We start from the raw sequence: 16,827 nt of genomic DNA, 5'->3' as shown, positions 1-16,827 counted from the left end.
TTTCGATAGTTATTTAGTATTGGTTTTTGTATTTATTTTTCGTGTTTTTTACTGGTTTTAAATGGATAAAATCCATTTTTATTGCTTTTTTTCAAGGTGTTGTTAACGTAATTTAAAATAATAAAATTTTCATGGCCTAGAATCATGATACTTTCTGCGCAAGCCGAGCATTCACTAAGTTATTCAAGTCACTGTTTAAAACAAGCTATTCCTCTCATGGTTAAGTACAAGATGCCAATAACACCGCTAAATTATGCGATTTGGTATGCGTATGTCAGCAATAAAACCCCCGAACTTAATGATGCTTTAGATAAAATTATTGATGAATTTAAAACGTGCAGCCACGAGCATGCTAAAGCGCTGTTCAACCAGTTTCTATCTAGTGATGACTTAGCATTGTTTTATCAGTTATCAGGTGGTTTTAATGATGTTGTTGGAAAGGTACATCAAGACATCAATGAAGCAATAAATTACTCAACAGAGTTTAACCAAACACTTCAAGAATGCCATTTGAAACTAAAAAATGCAGATATCAGCCAAGAAACAGGCTTTGATGATGTACTTGATTGTGTAGAACGTCTAAGTGATGAGTCAGCGACCTTACAAAGTAGGGCACAGGACTTTCAAAATCAACTAGCACAAGCTTATGCAGAAATTACCGACTTAAAACAAGAGTTGATTAGATCGAAAGATAAAGCGCAAAGAGATCCATTAACAGGGTTATTGAATCGTGGCAAGTTTGATGAGGATATAAAGCGTTTTTGTAAAAACAATGAATTAGCTCAAGTATCAGTATTAACCATGATAGATATTGATCATTTCAAATCATTTAATGATAACTTTGGACATCAAAAAGGGGACCAAGTTTTACGAGCAGTGTCTGCTAAGTTATTAAAGCATGTTTCCAGTATTGGCCAAGTCTATCGTTACGGTGGTGAAGAGTTTTGCTTTACGGCCCAGTTTGCAAGTATTAGTGATATGACTAATTTCACACAGCTACTTCGCCAAACTATCGCTAAATTACAAATCAAGAAGCCAAATTCTGATAAGGTGTTGAGTCAAGTAACGGCTAGTTTTGGTATTGCGATAAAAGCTAAAAATAGTAACCCTGAACAGCTCATTGCTAAAGCTGATAAGGCGCTTTACTTAGCTAAAGAACATGGTCGCAATCGCATAGAGATTGTCGAGGAGTAACAAACTTAATCGAAATATGTATCAAATTTGTGAATACTTGTAACCTGCTGAGGACAGTTTGTTCACATCTTGATATTATGCTGACATTGCAAAATTTTCTTTGGTCGTAAAATAATAATGAAGTTTCTAACGATCAGGTTCTGCGTAGTTTTCTATGCTTTGGCGCTAGTATGTGTGGGTCAAGCGTATGCTGATGATTCTACTCGCACTGAACGTGAAAGCCGTATGGCAAATCAACAAATTGATACTGAGCAGTGGCACTTAAGTGTTAATACTGGGGCTGGGGTAATTACAAACCCATTGCATGGAGGTGACAATTTACCTTTAATACTGCTACCAGAGGTTGCTTTTTATGGTGAACAATGGTTTTTTGATAATGGTCGCTTAGGCTATTCCCTTCATGAAAGCGACACACATGTTGTTAACATTGTCACTGAATTTAACCCCGAGACCCGTTTTTTTATAGATTTTCATCCTAGTAATGTATTTGCCTTGCAAACGTCAAATAGCTTCGTTGTTGAATCAACGAGTAGTGATGAATTAGTTGAAAAGTCTGTTGTCACAACAAATGACGTAAAAAAAAGACGCTGGGCTTTAGATGCGGGCTTGAGCTATCACTATATCCGCAGTAATCATGTATTCTCTGTTCAGGTTCTAGCTGATGTCTCCGGGGTTTATAAAGGGGCTCGCAGTGCCTTACAATGGCAATCTCACCATCAGTTAGGTCGTTTAAGTATCGCACCGAGCTTAGGTGTTTGGTATAAATCGAACGAATTAAATGATTATTTTTATGGTTTATCGGCCGAAGAATCATCATACGGAGAAATAGAGGTTGGCAGTAGCTGGCAACCTTATGCTAAAATCGACGCCCGTTGGCCTCTAGGAGAGTCTAACTCTCTTCGTTTTCATTTAGCATATTATGACTACTCAGCCGTGGATGACAGTCCGCTTTTTGAACACACGTATTCGATGACTGCTTTTATAGGATTCAATCATATTTTTTAATATGAAGTATTTTGTTTTTAGTCTGTGTGTGTTTGTTGCTGTTATTTGGGCTCCCCCAAGCTATGCACAAGCGACTCAGTTTGATATCACACCAAAAGTGTGTGTTGTATTACAACAGCACGAATTTTGTGATCTTGAATTAAAAATTAGCTGGAAAACTGCTCAACCTCAAGATCTGTGTTTATACCAAAATAACCAGCAAATTCAATGCTGGACTGATAGTAATAATGGGCTTTATAGCCATAAAGCGCGGGTTCAGGTTGAAACAATATACTCCTTAGTCAATCCGCACACGGGGAGCAAAGTTGCGACCACAAAAGTCGAGGTGCAAAGCACTGAAGCAAAAACAACGAGGCGTAGGTTACGTTCACCGTGGAGCTTTTTTTAAATCAGGAGCAACCAATGGCAAAGATTTTACTTGTTGAAGATGATCTCGGCTTACAGCAGTTAACACGCGATTACCTTCAGCATAATGGATTGGATGTTGCGGTCCTTGAACGCGGCGATGAAGTTTTCGAATACCTTGAGAACAATCCAGTTGATTTAATGATTTTAGATGTCATGTTACCGGGTAAAGATGGCTTTAGTGTTTGCCGTCAGGTACGCGATAAATTCAACTTACCAATTCTAATGCTTACAGCAAAAGGTGAAGACTTTGATCAAGTAATTGGGCTTGAACTAGGTGCAGACGATTATGTTATTAAGCCTGCAGAACCACGCGTATTATTAGCGCGCATCAACGCATTGTTACGCCGTGGTCAAGCTACAAACAAAGCACCAGAAGAGCTTAGCTTTGGCGATTTAACCATTGATAAAACTAGCCGCATTGTTACACTTAAAGGCAGTGAAATTACACTGACTTCTCATGAATTTGAGCTGCTTTGGTTGCTTGCTTCAAATGCAGGTGAAGTGTTAAGTCGTGAGCATGTTCATCAACATATGATTGGTCGTCAATATGATGGTTTAGACCGAACCGTTGACGTACGTGTATCGCGTATCCGTAAGAAATTAGGTGATAACAGTGATAAACCATACCGAATTAAAACAGTTTGGGGGCAAGGTTACCTGTTCGTTTCTGATGCATGGGATATGTAATCATTAATGGGGAAACTGTTTGCTAGCTTATATCTTTACATAATAGTTTCTCTGTTTCTTGTTAGTGGGGTCATAGAGCAGTTATGGCCCTATGAAGACACACAGCAACAAATCGCTCTAGATCAAGAGTTTGGTAAATCATTATGGCTATTAAGTCAAACTGACAATGGCTTAGCTAAATTACAGCAAGAGTTTAATAGCGAGCTAATTGATTTAACTGATCTCGCCCTACCAACAAACCTCAAAACACAATTACAAAATGATCACTATCTGTATCTTTTTAATCAGCAGCAGAAGGTAATTTGGTACATTACTATTAATGAGACTCAGCTATTACAAGTTGGTCCACTCTCAATATCAAATCCTAACTTTAGCTCTGTTTGGCCCTATTTTTTATTACTAGCCATTATTGGTCTTCCTATTGGTCTTTGGAGCTTGTTACTTTGGCGAGACTTTAACAAACTCACTTTAGCTTGTGAGGCGGTAGGCGGCTCGCAAGATTTCGAATTGCGTGATGCATCTAAATCATTTTTTTTGCCAATTACAGGCACGCTTAATGCTATGCAAGAGCGTATTCAGTACCTACTAGCTGCGCAGCAAGAACTGACTTCTTCTGTTTCTCATGAGTTTAGAACGCCGTTGGCGCGTTTAAAGTTTGCCGTTGCTATGCTTGAAGAGCAAATTGAAAATGAGAAATCTTATAGTTATATAGATAATATGCAGGCTGATATTGCTGAGCTTGAAGCGCTAGTGTCTGAGATGCTTGAATACGCACGACTTGATTCGCATCAACCAAGCTTAAAGCCACGTTCGTGTGACCTTACAGCGCTTATTAACAGTGTCGTGAATAAGCTCGAATTTGCTACTGATATCGATGTAGCAGTGAGTGCGCCTAGGCAGCTTTACTATGAGTGTGACGAGCATTTTATGGCGCGTTGTATTCAGAATTTATTAGGCAATGCACAAAAATACGCAAACCATAAAATTCATGTCAGCCTTGAAGAGTTGGGTGATTCAATACAAATAAGTGTTGAAGACGACGGCCCAGGGATAGCTAAGTCTGAGTGGCAAAGTATTTTTAAGCCATTTACTCGTCTAGATAAAAGCCGTGACAAGAAAACCGGCGGCTTTGGCTTAGGCCTTGCGATTGTTGCTAAAATTGTTAGTTGGCATCAAGGGCAGTCTGAGGTGTGTGATTCACCATTAGGTGGAGCTAAATTTACGATTCATTTATTTAAAAGTAACTCGCTCTAAATTGCAGGCATAAAAAAAGCGCCTAGGGCGCTTTTTAAAGATTAAAACCAAAAATAAACAAGTAGCAAAGTAATAGACCGCACCAATTTATAAAAGTTCGTAAAAAGTTTAATTATTTTCATTTAATAATGGCATGAGCATTTTTTCTAGGCCATTTAGCTTCACTTCATACATCATCGCCAGTTGTGCTCCTAATTTAGAGTCTGGAAATCCTTGCTGTTTAAACCAAACTAAATAAGGCTCAGGGAGTAACAATAAAGGGCGGCCAGCATACTTTCCAAATGGCATCTTAGTATTTATGGCACGTTTGAGTTCAGCTGTATCCATCTTTATCTCAAAGAAACTTTAAAGTTAGATGATACGGTAAAAATAAGAGAGAAAATAGGCTGTGACGGGCAAGAAACAGCCTATTTAGTGAGGGAGGTAGGCCCTCAGAATAGATACTACTAGAGTAATGCCTAGTAGTTAGTGTAATTGATATCGAGGTTTTTTTGAAAAACCGAGCTGTTGCAATTGCAATGCAATAGACGGATCATCAATTCTTTCTGGTGTTTCTGCATCTCTCAGAAAGTGATCATTAGGTACCTGATAGATATCGAGCATCTTGTTAAAAAGCACCGCCCTTATATCCATTGGGGTCATGCCATTTTGTTGTAATTCATCAAGCTGCTGCTGAATGTCTGAAAGTTTCCCAGAACGCGCATCATCCGTGTCTGCCAAAACTTCGTTGGTAAACTTATTCTTCATTGAAACAACCCTAATCAGTTTACAGTTACGCATATGCTAGTCGTTATATGCTTATACTGTGTCACTTCTTTGTGTTAAAAATAGATACTAAGCTATTAGTACTCTTAGGATTCTACTCTTTTTTTATTGGTGATTGCTAATCTACATGTAAAGCTTTGTAAATAGAGTTGACCTAATAAAGGGAACTAAAAAACAGGTGGTTTTAACCTGACTATGCAACTTGCTGAAAATTTTAGAGATAATTATTGGTACAATCCTTAAGTACCAATAATTATTTTAGGTGCTAAGAAAAAAGTTTTTGCTTTACATGCTCTGCAAAACCACTTCCTGCCTCTAAATAAAAGTTATAAGTAGAGTCAACGCCCATATCTTCTAGTTCTTTTTGCTGATCTGGATAATTGGCAATTGCAGTAACTTGTCCTTGATAACCTGAGGCTCGTAGTTGCTCCAAAGCAAAAATATTCTGCATATGTTTAGGCATAGCGAGCATTACCATACCTACATGTGAATGATTTACACGTTGCCAAAAATCAGGGTCTGTTGCATCAGCGAGTAATACCCGACGACCACGTTTGATGTGCTTTTCTACTACATCAGGTTTGATATCAATACCCGCGACAAGATTTGGATGGGTTTGGCTAATCGTTTCATAAGCACCCGTGCCAATACGGCCCATGCCAAATATCACGATTTTAGTATCATTTAAATTAACAGGTAGTTCCTCAGCAAGACGGCTGTCACTTTCAAATTTAAGTAGCCAATGTTCGATTTTGACATAAATCTCATTTGATCGTTTGTTAAGAGGCGAGGCTAAAACAAATGTGATTGAAACTGCAATAGCCATAACTGCCAGCCATTCAGAAGTAATTAAATTGCTGGTAGCTGCAACTGCGCAAACGATCAGGCCAAACTCACTGTAATTGGCTAAGCTAAATGCACTTAATAACGAAGTACGAGCACGTAACTTAAATGCGTTTGTCAGTACATAATAAAGTGCAACTTTTAGTGGCAAGACGAGTATAATGATAAGTGCAACAATCACTGCGTGACTTGTCAGTTCGGCATTCAAACCAATATTTAAGAAAAAGCCAACCAGTAACACATCTTTTAAATTCAGTAATGACTTTGATAACTCACCTGCTTTTTTGTGTGATGCGAACATCATACCGATAATCAACGCACCTAAATCACCTTTAAGACCTGCAAATTCAAATGCTTGGTAACCTAAAACTAGTGCAAAGAAAAACCCGAATAAAGGTAATAGTTCACCGTGTTTTGAGCGATTTAATACCCAAAACATCACTGGACGTAAAATAGGCAATCCCACTAATAATGCCAGTGCCCACATGTTCGGTGCTTTACCTGTACTGATGGCTAAGAAGATAACAGCGAAGATATCTTGCATAACTAGAATGCCAATGGCGATTTTACCATGCAGGCTTGCCATCTCACCGCGTTCTTCCAATACTTTTACGGCAAATACGGTACTTGAAAAGCTAAAAGCAAAGCCGACTAACAATGCACTTTGCCAAGTAAGTTCACTAAATAAAGGCAGTGCAAGGGCACCTAGCAGTAACATAAAACCACTAAACAGCGTGCTGCTCAGAACAATGTGCATTGAGGCAGGCGCCCACACTTGCGGTTTCATTAAATTAGACACTTTAAGTTTTAGACCTATGCTAAAAAGTAATAGTGTTACACCGAGGTTTGCTAATGTATTTAGTAGTTCGGTTGTTTTATAGCCATAAAGATTAAGCGCAAAGCCTGCTAATAAAAAGCCGATGAGAGGAGGTAGCTTTAATTGATAAATGGCAAAGCCAAACACGAAAGCGGTAGCAAAGTAGATAAGTTCCATAATTGTTCTTTTAGCTTCATTTGCTAGCAGTGTAGCGAAATATTCGTTATTGGAAAACAATATCGAGCAAGAAGAGTTCAAAAAATAAGCACTTATCCATGATTTATTGATTAATCCGCCAAAAGCAACATTTTTTCGCTGACAATAGCTTTTAATTGTGGTTAAGATGCATTAACAAAGGAATTTAAGCCATAACTAAGAAGCTGGCTTAAGGAGAATAGATGTTTAAGAAAATCCTTGCATCAGTAGGTATTGGTGCAGCAAAAGTTGACACTGTACTTGAGACAGAGCATTTACAACCTGGTCAAAAATTTAATGCCGTGATAGTCATCAAAGGTGGTGATGTTGATCAAGAAATTTCGGGTTTAGACCTAGCACTTATGACCCGTGTGAAAGTTGAAAGTGATGACGGTGAGTATTTTACAAACCATGTGATAGAAAAATGGCGAATTACAGATATTGGCATGATTGCAGCGGGCGCTGAAAAGCATATCCCATTCGAAGCTCGCCTACATTCTGAAACCCCGATCACTGAAATTAACGCTGGTTATAACCAATCGCATGTTTGGCTTGAAACAGGCTTAGACATTGATCTAGCCCTTGATCCGACTGACCGTGATGCATTACACATTTATCCTAATGACGCTGTAAGCACGTTAATGGAAGCGATGGATAGACTTGGTTTTAGCTTAGTGAAAGCAGATGTAGAAAAGGGTTATTTAAAAGCACCTACTTTTCAATCGCATTCAGGCTGTTATCAAGAACTTGAATATCGCCCAAATAGCCGAAGCCTATTTGGCTTACAAGAGATTGAACTATCATTTGTGCCTGAAGCACATAAAACTCATGTATTAATCGAGCTTGACCGTGCCTTTAGGGGGGACGGTTATGTCGATTTAACTATTGAGCATGATCATGTAAACCTGTCGCAGCTGTGTGATCAGCTAGAGCGATTATTTGCTTAAAGATTAACGACTGAATAGCGAGTTAAAACCCAGCTACGGCTGGGTTTTTTGTTTTCATTAAGGAGCATTATGTTTTCTATTAAAAGTTATAACGAACTCAGTAAAGATGAGTTATTTGCCATTTTACGGGCGCGGGTTGATGTATTTGTGGTAGAGCAAACTTGCCCTTACCCAGAAATTGACGAAGTGGATAACAATGAACTGACCCAACATGTGTTCTTGTTCAAAGGCCTGCAGGTGGCAGCCTATGCACGATGCTATAAAAAGAATGAGCAATTTAGCGCATTTGGTCGTGTGCTGGTAGCAGAGCAATTTCGTGGTGAAGGACTCGCAAGCAAGCTAGTGCAAACCGCGATTGATACATGTAAGAGGCATTGGCCTGATAAAGCGATTATGATTGGTGCTCAGTGTTACCTAACAGGGTTTTATCAGCAATTTGGTTTTGAAAATGTGGGCGATGATTACCTAGAAGATGGTATTCCACATCAGGATATGTGTTTGAAGTAGCCTATGGGGCCACTTCAAACATAAATGCTTACTAGCTTAACAAAGAGTTCGCGAATACGAGTGCAATGGCGAGTGGGCAAATAAACTTGATATACCATGGCCATACTTTCCAAAAGAAACTACTAGCAGCTTCTGGGCACCCTTGTTGAATTTCTTTTAGTAACGACCCGCGATGCCAAATCCAACCAACAAAAATACAACACATTAAGCCTAGAATAGGTTGACCAATCTTAGTTGTTAAGGTGATCACAAAGCCAAACAAGGTGCCTAGGTTAAAGACAATTGTAAAACTGATAAGGGCAATAATACCGCCAATGATCCAAGTCGCTTGTACTCGCTTTAGCGCAAAACGTTCAACAGCATAAGAAACAGGTGCTTCTAGCATCGAAATTGATGACGTTAATGCTGCAATACTCATTAACGCGAAAAAAGCAAAACCAACAAAAATACCCACATCACCCATGCTGGTGAAAAGCGCCGGTAGCACTTGGAATACTAAGGTATCTTCTGAAAGTAGTGCACCTTCTGCAGAGAAAATCTCAACACCTTGTGCCTGGGCTACATACATCGCAGGAATAATAAGTAAACCGGCAACAAATGCAATGAACACATCGATTAAAGTCACATAAGCGCCTAACGATACTAAGTTCTCTTTTTTGCTGATGTATGAGCCGTAGATGATCATCACACTAGTACCAAGCGATAGTGAGAAAAATGCTTGCCCTAACGCATTCACTAATAACTCAGGGTTTAAAATCGATGAAAAGTCTGGCACTAAATACGCTTTTAGGCCTGCCATTGCGCCATCTTGAGTCATTACATAGATGATCAGCATAAACAAAATACCTAACAGGGCAGGCATTAAGCGCTTCGACCATTTTTCAATGCCGTTTTCGACGCCTTTAGAGATAATCGCAACGGTTAAAATAATAAATGTAGCAGAAAATATAAGGTTTCTTGATAGTGACTGCTCACTAAGCCAAGTGCTAGCTTGCTCTTGCCCCACTAATTGTGCTGCGGGTTCAAGTGTAGCGCTCAGCATCCAGCCAGCCACTATCGCATAGAAGCTTAGGATTAGGCCCGCACAAATAATACCGCCAAAGCCAACTATGAAGGCAAACTTTTTTTGCCATGCTTGATTTGTTACTTTTCGAAGTGAAGTAACTGCATTAGCTTGACCATGACGACCAATCACTAACTCAGCCATTAAAGCAGGATAAGCAAGACAAAATGCTAACACTAAATAAGCCACTAAAAATGCGGCACCGCCATTACTTGCAGTTTGTGTTGGGAAACCCCAAATATTTCCTAAGCCAACAGCAGAGCCTGCTGCAGCCATAATAAATCCAAAGCGGGAGCTGAACTCCCCACGTGATGCGCTCATATTGTTGTTACTTCTCTATTTGTGACGGCGCTGACAATCTACTTGAATTAACGCTAAATAAAAAGGGTTAATCATCCGCATTTTCGTTGTTCTTCGATATGTGCGAGTTGTCAGCTTAGATTTCGTGCAATTGATTCTAACAATAGAACCCCTATTACTTGCAATCAATGCCTTGCCTAAATCGCTTTTAATTCCAACTGAAACTCGCACCTTGAGGTGGTTTGGGTATACATAAAGTAAAACACGCGCCACCTAGCTGCTTACTTTTTGATATTTCGACCGTGCCATGATGCCAATCAACCACTTTCGCAGCGATAGCAAGGCCAAGCCCATAGCTTTCTCCATCTCGGTTGCGGTGTGTCTGTTCTTGGAAAAATGGACTAAAAACTTTTTGCCAGTTTTGCTCGCTAACACCCGGGCCGTCATCTTCAATCTTTATGGTAACGAGTTCACTGGTACTGGTTGCATTGAGTAAAATTTCAGATTCAGCAAAGTCGCAAGCATTACTTAATAGATTAACAATGGCCCGAGCTAACCAGTGTAAATCTGCAAAGATCTCACCCCCTTCAACGCGGTGATTAATGCGTAAGCCATGTTGTTCTACTTTAGGTTCAATTTGATGAATGAGTGTAAGGATGTAGGTTTCTAAATCAGAATGATTGAAGGTCAATTGATTCGCTTTTTGCTCAAGGGTAGCAAATGCCAGATAACTTTTTAGCATTGACTCCATTTGATCTAAGTCGTTTTCCATGCGAGCAAGATACTCAAGGCGCTTTTCTTCACTACTACAATCTTGCGCTGCTTCAAGACCAAACCGCAAGCAGGCGATAGGTGTGCGAATATCGTGAGATAAACTCGATGCCATCAACTTATTCTCATCAAGCAGTTTTTCGATTTGGCTAGCCATACGGTTGAATGTTAGCTCAACATCTTTGATATAGGTAAAATGAGATAAGTGAATACGACTTTTTAAATCGCCTTTGGCAAAGCGTTTTGCTGCTTCGTTTAAAACGGTTAAACGCTTAGCTAGTGGCGCAATGATAAAGCCCATAAATACGCATAACCCAGCGTAGAACAACAAGGTGAGTAACACATCGTTGCCTTGTTCGTGTGTTAAGTCTTTATCTAAACGCATTTTTAAGTGGTGCGTGCCTAAAGCGGCTTCACTATAAAGTAAATAGTAGCCTTGTTGATCTTCGAGGATCAGACCGCTAGGTTGGGTCATTTGTGCTAACAATGAATGAGGTAGCGCAAGCGATTGCGTCGGGCGATACTCAAGTTGCACTGCAAAGTCTTGATTAATATCCGTGATAGCTTGCTCGCGCTGTTTAGCGTCAAGCTTGGCGATTTGTTTTGCAAACCCTTTAATCATTTGTGTTTCGCTAGAAAACACATCTTGAGGAGCTTGGGTTTGCTGACTGAAAGCATCAATTAGCCAACCCAAAACAATGATTGAAAGTAAAGCACTACCAAGTAGCGAAAGATAAAACTTTTTCACAGGCGCTCAATGCTATTGCCATGCCGTGGCAACAAGTAAATAGCCTTTGCCCCAGATGGTTTTAATTTTTTCAGGGTGTTGTGGGTCATCATTAAATTTTTTACGTAACGATGAAATGAGCACATCCACACTTCTGTCTAAGCCATCATACTCTCGACCTTTCGTCGCTTTAAACACAGAGTCGCGGGATACAACTTGGCCTGCATTACTTGCTAAGTAGTGGAGTAGAAGGTATTCAGCACTTGAAATATGAACTTCTTCATCTGCCAAGTAAACGGTACGTGATTCAGTATTAATTGATAACTTACCCACATTTATTAGTTCAGAGTTGGCTGTTGACTCTTGCGTATCAGTTTTAGAGCGCAGTGCCGCTTTAATACGTGCTAATAATGCACGGGGACGAACGGGCTTCATCATATAATCGCTTGCACCCACTTCAAGGCCAATCACTTCATCCATTTCATCATCACGAGCGGTTAGCATAATAATTGGGGCTTGATAAAACTGCCTTAAGTCACGGCACACACTAATACCGTCTTGTCCTGGTAGCATAATATCTAACAAAACCAAGTCTGGGTTTGTTTTACGTACTTGCTCAACAACTTGGTCACCGCGTTGACATAGTGTTGTTTGGTAGCCTTGTTCGATTAAATATTCTGCAACCCAGTTGGCAAGAGATATATCATCTTCAACTAATAAGATGGTCCCATAATGTTCCATTATTCACTCCTAGTTAAAACAATCGCCAACGTCGTTTCTTCTGACGATTTTTATAGACCCATTGCAATTGTATTTCTGTGCTTGCGACAACTTTACCGTTATTACTATTTATTAGCTCGAAACCAACATTTTCAGCAGAATCAAACTGGTATCTAAATAGCCCTTTTTGTTGCATTAACCAGCATTGCATGATGTGCTTACTTTGAGCGTTGCGTAAGCAGTAATTGCCAGTATTATGTTGTTGCCAGGTTATATCCACCTCGGCAAAGCAATTTCTACCTTCACGTAAGGCTACGCATGTATCAGGCAATGCAACTAACGCATTATCTGTATTTGCTTGATCTTGGGCAAACACGGGTTTTGCAAATAATATTGTTAACGTTACACAATACTTAAAAAACATAACGCACGCCTACCTTGGCTTTATGCTGATACTCTTGCGAAATAATTGGGCTTTGATGAATGTCTTTAGAAAACCAGGTCGAAAGCCAGCCAGTTAGAAACACCCAATGCCTATTTATAGGGTATTCAGCATGGAATTCAAAAATTAAACTGTACGAGGTATCAGGATCATAGACAGGGCGTGTTAATAAAGATTCTGATGGTGAAATTCCAAAGTAATAGTCAGTAAAATCATTAGAGTAAGCACTTAAGCCAACACCAGAGCGGAACTCCCAATTTCGCCAAGGGATAATCTGACTAAAAAATGAATTCATCACCCAGCCGTTGTGGGTACCAGAAACATCATGTAAATACTCAAATGAGATTTGTGAGTTTTCGAAACGGCGTGATAGGCGAAGGCCAACATCAAAATCATAATTACGGCTTTTTATACCTTCGAGTTCTGCGATGACTTCGTCCCCGTAAAAAGTTAAGCCTGTATCATCAAAACCAGATTGAACATTTGTGCCTACTACGTCTAAGCCCCATTCAAATTTGTCGATAACACTATAACCCAGAGTCAAACCACCACTAAGTTGGCTTTGATCATAATCAAGGTAAAAATTGTTGTAAGTAACGGCAAGGTGAATATCTGGTTCAAAGCCATCATTGTAAGAGTCCATGCCTATTAAATACGAGTCTTCAATGTAATACCCAGCGCCTATGCCCCAATCCCATGCAAAGCCTTGGCTAGGCTCTAGTGTATTGTCGGCATAATAGCGATTACTTGCTAGGCTTGGGGTACTTAGCAAGGTTAAACATATTAAAAATAGGGTACTTTGAGCTCGCAACGTGGCTTCCTTGTCTGTCTGTAAGAAAGGGTAATAGCATATAGTATATTGTTAATGAGTTCCTGTAATCTGTAAAAAAATGTAGCAACAGACGAATGAAATGATGTTGAGGAGATAGTGAAGGGCGCTGTTTGCCTATGGGCAGACAAACAGCGAAAGTTACTTATTGAACTTTGATTTTATCGATTAAGATACTGCTAAGATAGTATTGCATCATAGGCGTAAGAGCACTAACTTCAGTGCGGGTACACGGGCCTTGTTCTTTTTTTAACATGTCCATGCGTGTAATGGTCTGATACTCAGGTATCGTCACGTCTTTATTCACACGTGCCATACGTGCTTGCTCTGAATTTTGCTCATGCACAAAACTGGCTACTTCAAGTTCATTCTTTATTAGTTGTTGTTGCTCAAAGCTGTAGATTAGCGGCTCGCGGTGAAAGCTTGCGCTATCAATTGACGATTTTGCAAACCAGACAACGTCACCTGTTTTTTTATGAGTTAGGCGCATACTTACTTGGCCTAAAATAGTCGCACATTGTTGAACAGGGTATTGCTTGGCGACTTCATCGAATAAAGAAAGTGGCTTTTTGGGTTTCACCAATTGGTATTCTGTTTCTTCAATAAGCTCAAGATCAAGCTGATGGATAGATAGGGTATAATCTGCTTGTGCGCCTTCGGCTACGACTTTTAACTGCTTAGCTGTAAGTGCCTCAGTTAGTTGAGAGTACAGTGTATCTGTGACACTGGTTTTGTCGGCAACTATCATGACGGTTTGATTTTTACTTACTGTATGAGCTGGTAGCTGTACCGATTTTACTTTAGGTGATGCATGCTCTGTTTGATACTCAACTTGAAAACGCTGGCTCTGTAAGCTCGGTTTTTTTGGCATTGTAAGTAACGGCGCTGGCTCTGGTTTAAGGGCGCAACCGACTGAAATTAAAACAAAAAATAAAAGCACGAATAAGCGCATAAAAAATAATCTACCCATAAATAATTAAGATTAAGCGTATTGTACGTTAGTCGAGGCAAAAGTTCATGATATTATGTTATAAGAAACTTCCTAAACAGACTTAAAAAAATAAATAATGAAGTACAGCTTATTTTTAATTTCCTTTCTTTTTTCTTTAACACTGCTTTTTGTTAGTGGTGAAGCTGCTTCGAGTGATAAGCAATGGCAAACATTCGTTGCTGATTATAATAAACACCTCACCCGAAAACTAAAAAGTAAAGGGATCCCAGGTGGCTCATTGGCAATTGTAAATATTGGTCATGATGATTTTATTAACGGTATTGGTCGAACAAAAATAGAAAAAGGCCGCAGAGTCGATAAACATACCCGCTTTCGATTGGCATCCGTCTCAAAAACCTTTGCGGGTTCATTAACCGCAAAACTGGCAGCACAAGGGGAGTTTAATATTGATGACCCTATCAGTAAGTTTATTCCTGCTTTTGTTAATACTGCTTATAAAGATGACTTAAAAATTTATCACATATTGAGTCACTCTAGTGGCTTGGTACCTAACGCATACGATAACCTAATTGAGTCGCGTATGAGCTACCCAGATATTGTCGAGCGGCTATTGACTGTTGAGCCTATCTGCAAACCAAGTGAATGTTACGGTTATCAAAATGTGATGTTTAGCTTGATTGATTCTGTGATTTATCAATCAACACAGATGGATTACTCACACTGGATTTCGGAGTATATTTTTGCACCATTAAAAATGGCGGATGCGAGTGTTGGTTTTGAGGGGATGGTGAAAGATGATAATTATGCTCACCCTCATGTGCGCGGCAGAAAACGATGGTATACATCACGCTTGAAGAAAAACTATTATAAAGTGCCTGCGGCTGCAGGAGTGAACGCCAGCGCAAATGACATGGCGATTTGGTTGAATGCACAGTTAGGGCAATACCCTGACGTATTACCACTCGAGGCATTGATCAAACAAACCCGCCCTTACACACATACTAAAAAAGAAACTCGTCGTAGGGTTTGGCGTGAACATGTAAAAGATGCTTATTATGGATTAGGTTGGCGTGTTTATGATTATGATGATGAAGTGCTTTACTACCATAGCGGTTGGGTACAAGGTTATCGCAGCGATATTGTTGTATTTCCGCATCTAAACATCGGGTTTAGCTTAGTTCTTAATGCCGAAACTGGGTTAATTAACGAGCTTACTACCGAGTTTATCAATCGGGTTCTTAAATTCACGCGAGAGCAAAAATAGCTTAGGTAAAAAAGTTTAGTTACAAATTAATGGAAAATTATTTTTGCCTACAAAAAAGCCAGCAAATTTGCTGGCTTTTTCTGATTCGAAACTCCACAAGGCAGGATTAACCGCGCGGTAATTGAATCTTTTTCTCTTCGCTTTGACGATACAGTACAATTGTATGACCAATTGTTTGTAGTTTTGTTGCGCCTGTCTCGCGAACAATTGCATCAAAAATCAATGTTTTAGTTTCACGTTCATCTGTAGGAACTTTAACTTTGATTAACTCATGAATTTCTAGAGCGCTTTCGATTTCAACTAAAACGCCTTCGGTTAATCCGTTTGCACCAAGTAATACAACAGGTTTTAAACTGTGCGCTTGGCCTTTTAAAAACTGCTTTTGTTTGTTCGATAATTTCATCATGTTACAAATTTTGCTGAATATGGCTTGAATTAAGGGTATTCTAACGCCATCTAGAGAATATTACTAATTAGTTACGTATTAATTTTATGGCAAATAAAAAACATTCAGCCAGTTCTAAGCGTTGGCTGAAGGAACATTTCGACGATCCTTATGTTCACGAAGCGCAAAAGAAAGGTTGGCGCTCTCGTGCGGTATTCAAATTAGACGAAATTCAAAACAAAGATAAATTAATCAAACCATCGATGACGGTGGTTGATTTAGGTGCTGCGCCAGGAAGTTGGTCACAGTATTTAGCTGAAAAGGTTGGTGATAAAGGTCAGGTTATTGCTTGTGATATCTTGCCTATGGATTCCTTAGCAGGTGTTGATTTCTTGCAAGGTGACTTTCGTGAAGAAGCGGTACTTGATGCACTATTAACACGTATTGACGGAAAAAATGTTGATGTAGTTTTTTCTGATATGGCACCCAATATGAGTGGTAATACATCAGTGGACCAAGCGGGTAGTATGTATTTAGTCGAATTAGCATTAGATATGTGCCACCAAGTTTTAAAGAAAAATGGTGCGTTTTGTGTCAAAGTCTTCCAAGGTGAAGGATTTGATCAATACTTACAAGAAGTACGTAATAGCTTTAAAGCAGTGAAAATTAGAAAGCCCGATGCGTCACGTGCCCGCTCTCGGGAAGTATATATAGTGGCGACAGGTTACAAACTGTAGTACAGTTGTGCTGCG

The 16,827-nt window shown here is 39.5% G+C and carries 19 protein-coding genes; 9 read left to right on the top strand and 10 right to left on the bottom strand.

Annotated elements, in window-relative coordinates:
* Positions 1–144: 144 nt before the first annotated feature.
* The 5 genes from IRQ78_RS06900 (at position 145) to IRQ78_RS06880 (ending at position 4,548) form a co-directional block, all read left to right on the top strand.
* Positions 145–1,194, top strand: coding sequence for a GGDEF domain-containing protein (locus tag IRQ78_RS06900; RefSeq protein ID WP_054551717.1), 1,050 nt, complete (start codon positions 145–147; stop codon positions 1,192–1,194).
* Between the two features lie 225 nt (positions 1,195–1,419).
* Positions 1,420–2,199, top strand: a complete 780-nt coding sequence (locus IRQ78_RS06895) for a MipA/OmpV family protein (protein WP_194441735.1) — start codon at positions 1,420–1,422, stop codon at positions 2,197–2,199.
* A gap of 1 nt (position 2,200) precedes the next feature.
* Complete coding sequence (locus IRQ78_RS06890; RefSeq protein WP_054551716.1) at positions 2,201–2,587, top strand: DUF3019 domain-containing protein; 387 nt, start codon at positions 2,201–2,203, stop codon at positions 2,585–2,587.
* 14 nt (positions 2,588–2,601) lie between these two features.
* The gene (locus IRQ78_RS06885; protein ID WP_054551952.1) at positions 2,602–3,294 is read left to right on the top strand and encodes a response regulator; all 693 of its coding nucleotides are present in this window, start codon (positions 2,602–2,604) and stop codon (positions 3,292–3,294) included.
* Between the two features lie 6 nt (positions 3,295–3,300).
* A complete protein-coding gene (locus tag IRQ78_RS06880) occupies positions 3,301–4,548 on the top strand; it encodes an ATP-binding protein (RefSeq protein WP_054551715.1) in 1,248 nt (415 codons plus the stop codon).
* A gap of 108 nt (positions 4,549–4,656) precedes the next feature.
* Here the strand turns inward: IRQ78_RS06880 and IRQ78_RS06875 are convergent, their stop codons facing one another.
* From IRQ78_RS06875 to IRQ78_RS06865, 3 genes are all read right to left on the bottom strand, one after another.
* On the bottom strand, positions 4,657–4,875 hold the full coding sequence (locus tag IRQ78_RS06875; RefSeq protein ID WP_054551714.1) for a DUF3820 family protein: 219 nt from the start codon (positions 4,873–4,875) through the stop codon (positions 4,657–4,659).
* 138 nt (positions 4,876–5,013) lie between these two features.
* Positions 5,014–5,295, bottom strand: a complete 282-nt coding sequence (locus IRQ78_RS06870) for a hypothetical protein (protein WP_054551713.1) — start codon at positions 5,293–5,295, stop codon at positions 5,014–5,016.
* Positions 5,296–5,578: 283 nt separating this feature from the next.
* Positions 5,579–7,150 carry a cation:proton antiporter family protein gene (locus tag IRQ78_RS06865; RefSeq protein ID WP_054551712.1) on the bottom strand — a complete coding sequence of 524 codons (1,572 nt, stop codon included), beginning with the start codon at positions 7,148–7,150 and terminating at the stop codon, positions 5,579–5,581.
* A 221-nt stretch (positions 7,151–7,371) separates the two neighbouring features.
* Here IRQ78_RS06865 and IRQ78_RS06860 point away from each other — a divergent pair, with 221 nt between their 5' ends.
* Positions 7,372–8,115 carry a sporulation protein gene (locus tag IRQ78_RS06860; protein WP_054551711.1) on the top strand — a complete coding sequence of 248 codons (744 nt, stop codon included), beginning with the start codon at positions 7,372–7,374 and terminating at the stop codon, positions 8,113–8,115.
* A 66-nt stretch (positions 8,116–8,181) separates the two neighbouring features.
* Positions 8,182–8,622 carry a GNAT family N-acetyltransferase gene (locus tag IRQ78_RS06855; protein ID WP_054551951.1) on the top strand — a complete coding sequence of 147 codons (441 nt, stop codon included), beginning with the start codon at positions 8,182–8,184 and terminating at the stop codon, positions 8,620–8,622.
* Between the two features lie 31 nt (positions 8,623–8,653).
* Here the strand turns inward: IRQ78_RS06855 and IRQ78_RS06850 are convergent, their stop codons facing one another.
* The 6 genes from IRQ78_RS06850 to IRQ78_RS06825 all read right to left on the bottom strand — a co-directional run bounded on the left by IRQ78_RS06850 (position 8,654) and on the right by IRQ78_RS06825 (position 14,426).
* Positions 8,654–10,006 (bottom strand): sodium-dependent transporter, encoded by a 1,353-nt coding sequence (locus IRQ78_RS06850; RefSeq protein ID WP_194441667.1) that lies wholly within the window; start codon positions 10,004–10,006, stop codon positions 8,654–8,656.
* A 187-nt stretch (positions 10,007–10,193) separates the two neighbouring features.
* A complete protein-coding gene (locus tag IRQ78_RS06845) occupies positions 10,194–11,504 on the bottom strand; it encodes a sensor histidine kinase (RefSeq protein ID WP_194441666.1) in 1,311 nt (436 codons plus the stop codon).
* Between the two features lie 12 nt (positions 11,505–11,516).
* The gene (locus IRQ78_RS06840) at positions 11,517–12,224 is read right to left on the bottom strand and encodes a response regulator transcription factor (RefSeq protein WP_054551708.1); all 708 of its coding nucleotides are present in this window, start codon (positions 12,222–12,224) and stop codon (positions 11,517–11,519) included.
* Between the two features lie 13 nt (positions 12,225–12,237).
* On the bottom strand, positions 12,238–12,627 hold the full coding sequence (locus IRQ78_RS06835) for a DUF3019 domain-containing protein (RefSeq protein ID WP_194441665.1): 390 nt from the start codon (positions 12,625–12,627) through the stop codon (positions 12,238–12,240).
* Complete coding sequence (locus IRQ78_RS06830) at positions 12,617–13,456, bottom strand: MipA/OmpV family protein (RefSeq protein WP_194441664.1); 840 nt, start codon at positions 13,454–13,456, stop codon at positions 12,617–12,619. Before IRQ78_RS06830 ends, IRQ78_RS06835 begins: the two co-directional genes overlap by 11 nt.
* Positions 13,457–13,619: 163 nt before the next feature.
* Entirely contained in the window at positions 13,620–14,426 is an 807-nt protein-coding gene (locus IRQ78_RS06825) for a hypothetical protein (RefSeq protein ID WP_166338987.1), read from the bottom strand.
* 115 nt (positions 14,427–14,541) lie between these two features.
* Between IRQ78_RS06825 and IRQ78_RS06820 the strand changes: the two genes are divergently transcribed.
* Complete coding sequence (locus IRQ78_RS06820; protein WP_194441663.1) at positions 14,542–15,690, top strand: serine hydrolase domain-containing protein; 1,149 nt, start codon at positions 14,542–14,544, stop codon at positions 15,688–15,690.
* Between the two features lie 106 nt (positions 15,691–15,796).
* Here IRQ78_RS06820 and yhbY read toward each other — a convergent pair whose 3' ends face one another.
* Complete coding sequence (yhbY, locus tag IRQ78_RS06815) at positions 15,797–16,093, bottom strand: ribosome assembly RNA-binding protein YhbY (protein ID WP_054551950.1); 297 nt, start codon at positions 16,091–16,093, stop codon at positions 15,797–15,799.
* An 89-nt stretch (positions 16,094–16,182) separates the two neighbouring features.
* On the opposite strand from yhbY, the gene rlmE reads away from it, so the two are divergent.
* Positions 16,183–16,812, top strand: a complete 630-nt coding sequence (gene rlmE, locus IRQ78_RS06810; RefSeq protein WP_054551703.1) for a 23S rRNA (uridine(2552)-2'-O)-methyltransferase RlmE — start codon at positions 16,183–16,185, stop codon at positions 16,810–16,812.
* The last annotated feature ends 15 nt before the right edge of the window (positions 16,813–16,827 follow it).

Source organism: Pseudoalteromonas simplex, assembly GCF_015278155.1.
Lineage (GTDB): Bacteria > Pseudomonadota > Gammaproteobacteria > Enterobacterales > Alteromonadaceae > Pseudoalteromonas > Pseudoalteromonas simplex.
Note: the sequence above shows the minus strand (reverse complement) of the source record. Positions and strands in the feature narration are given on the sequence as shown.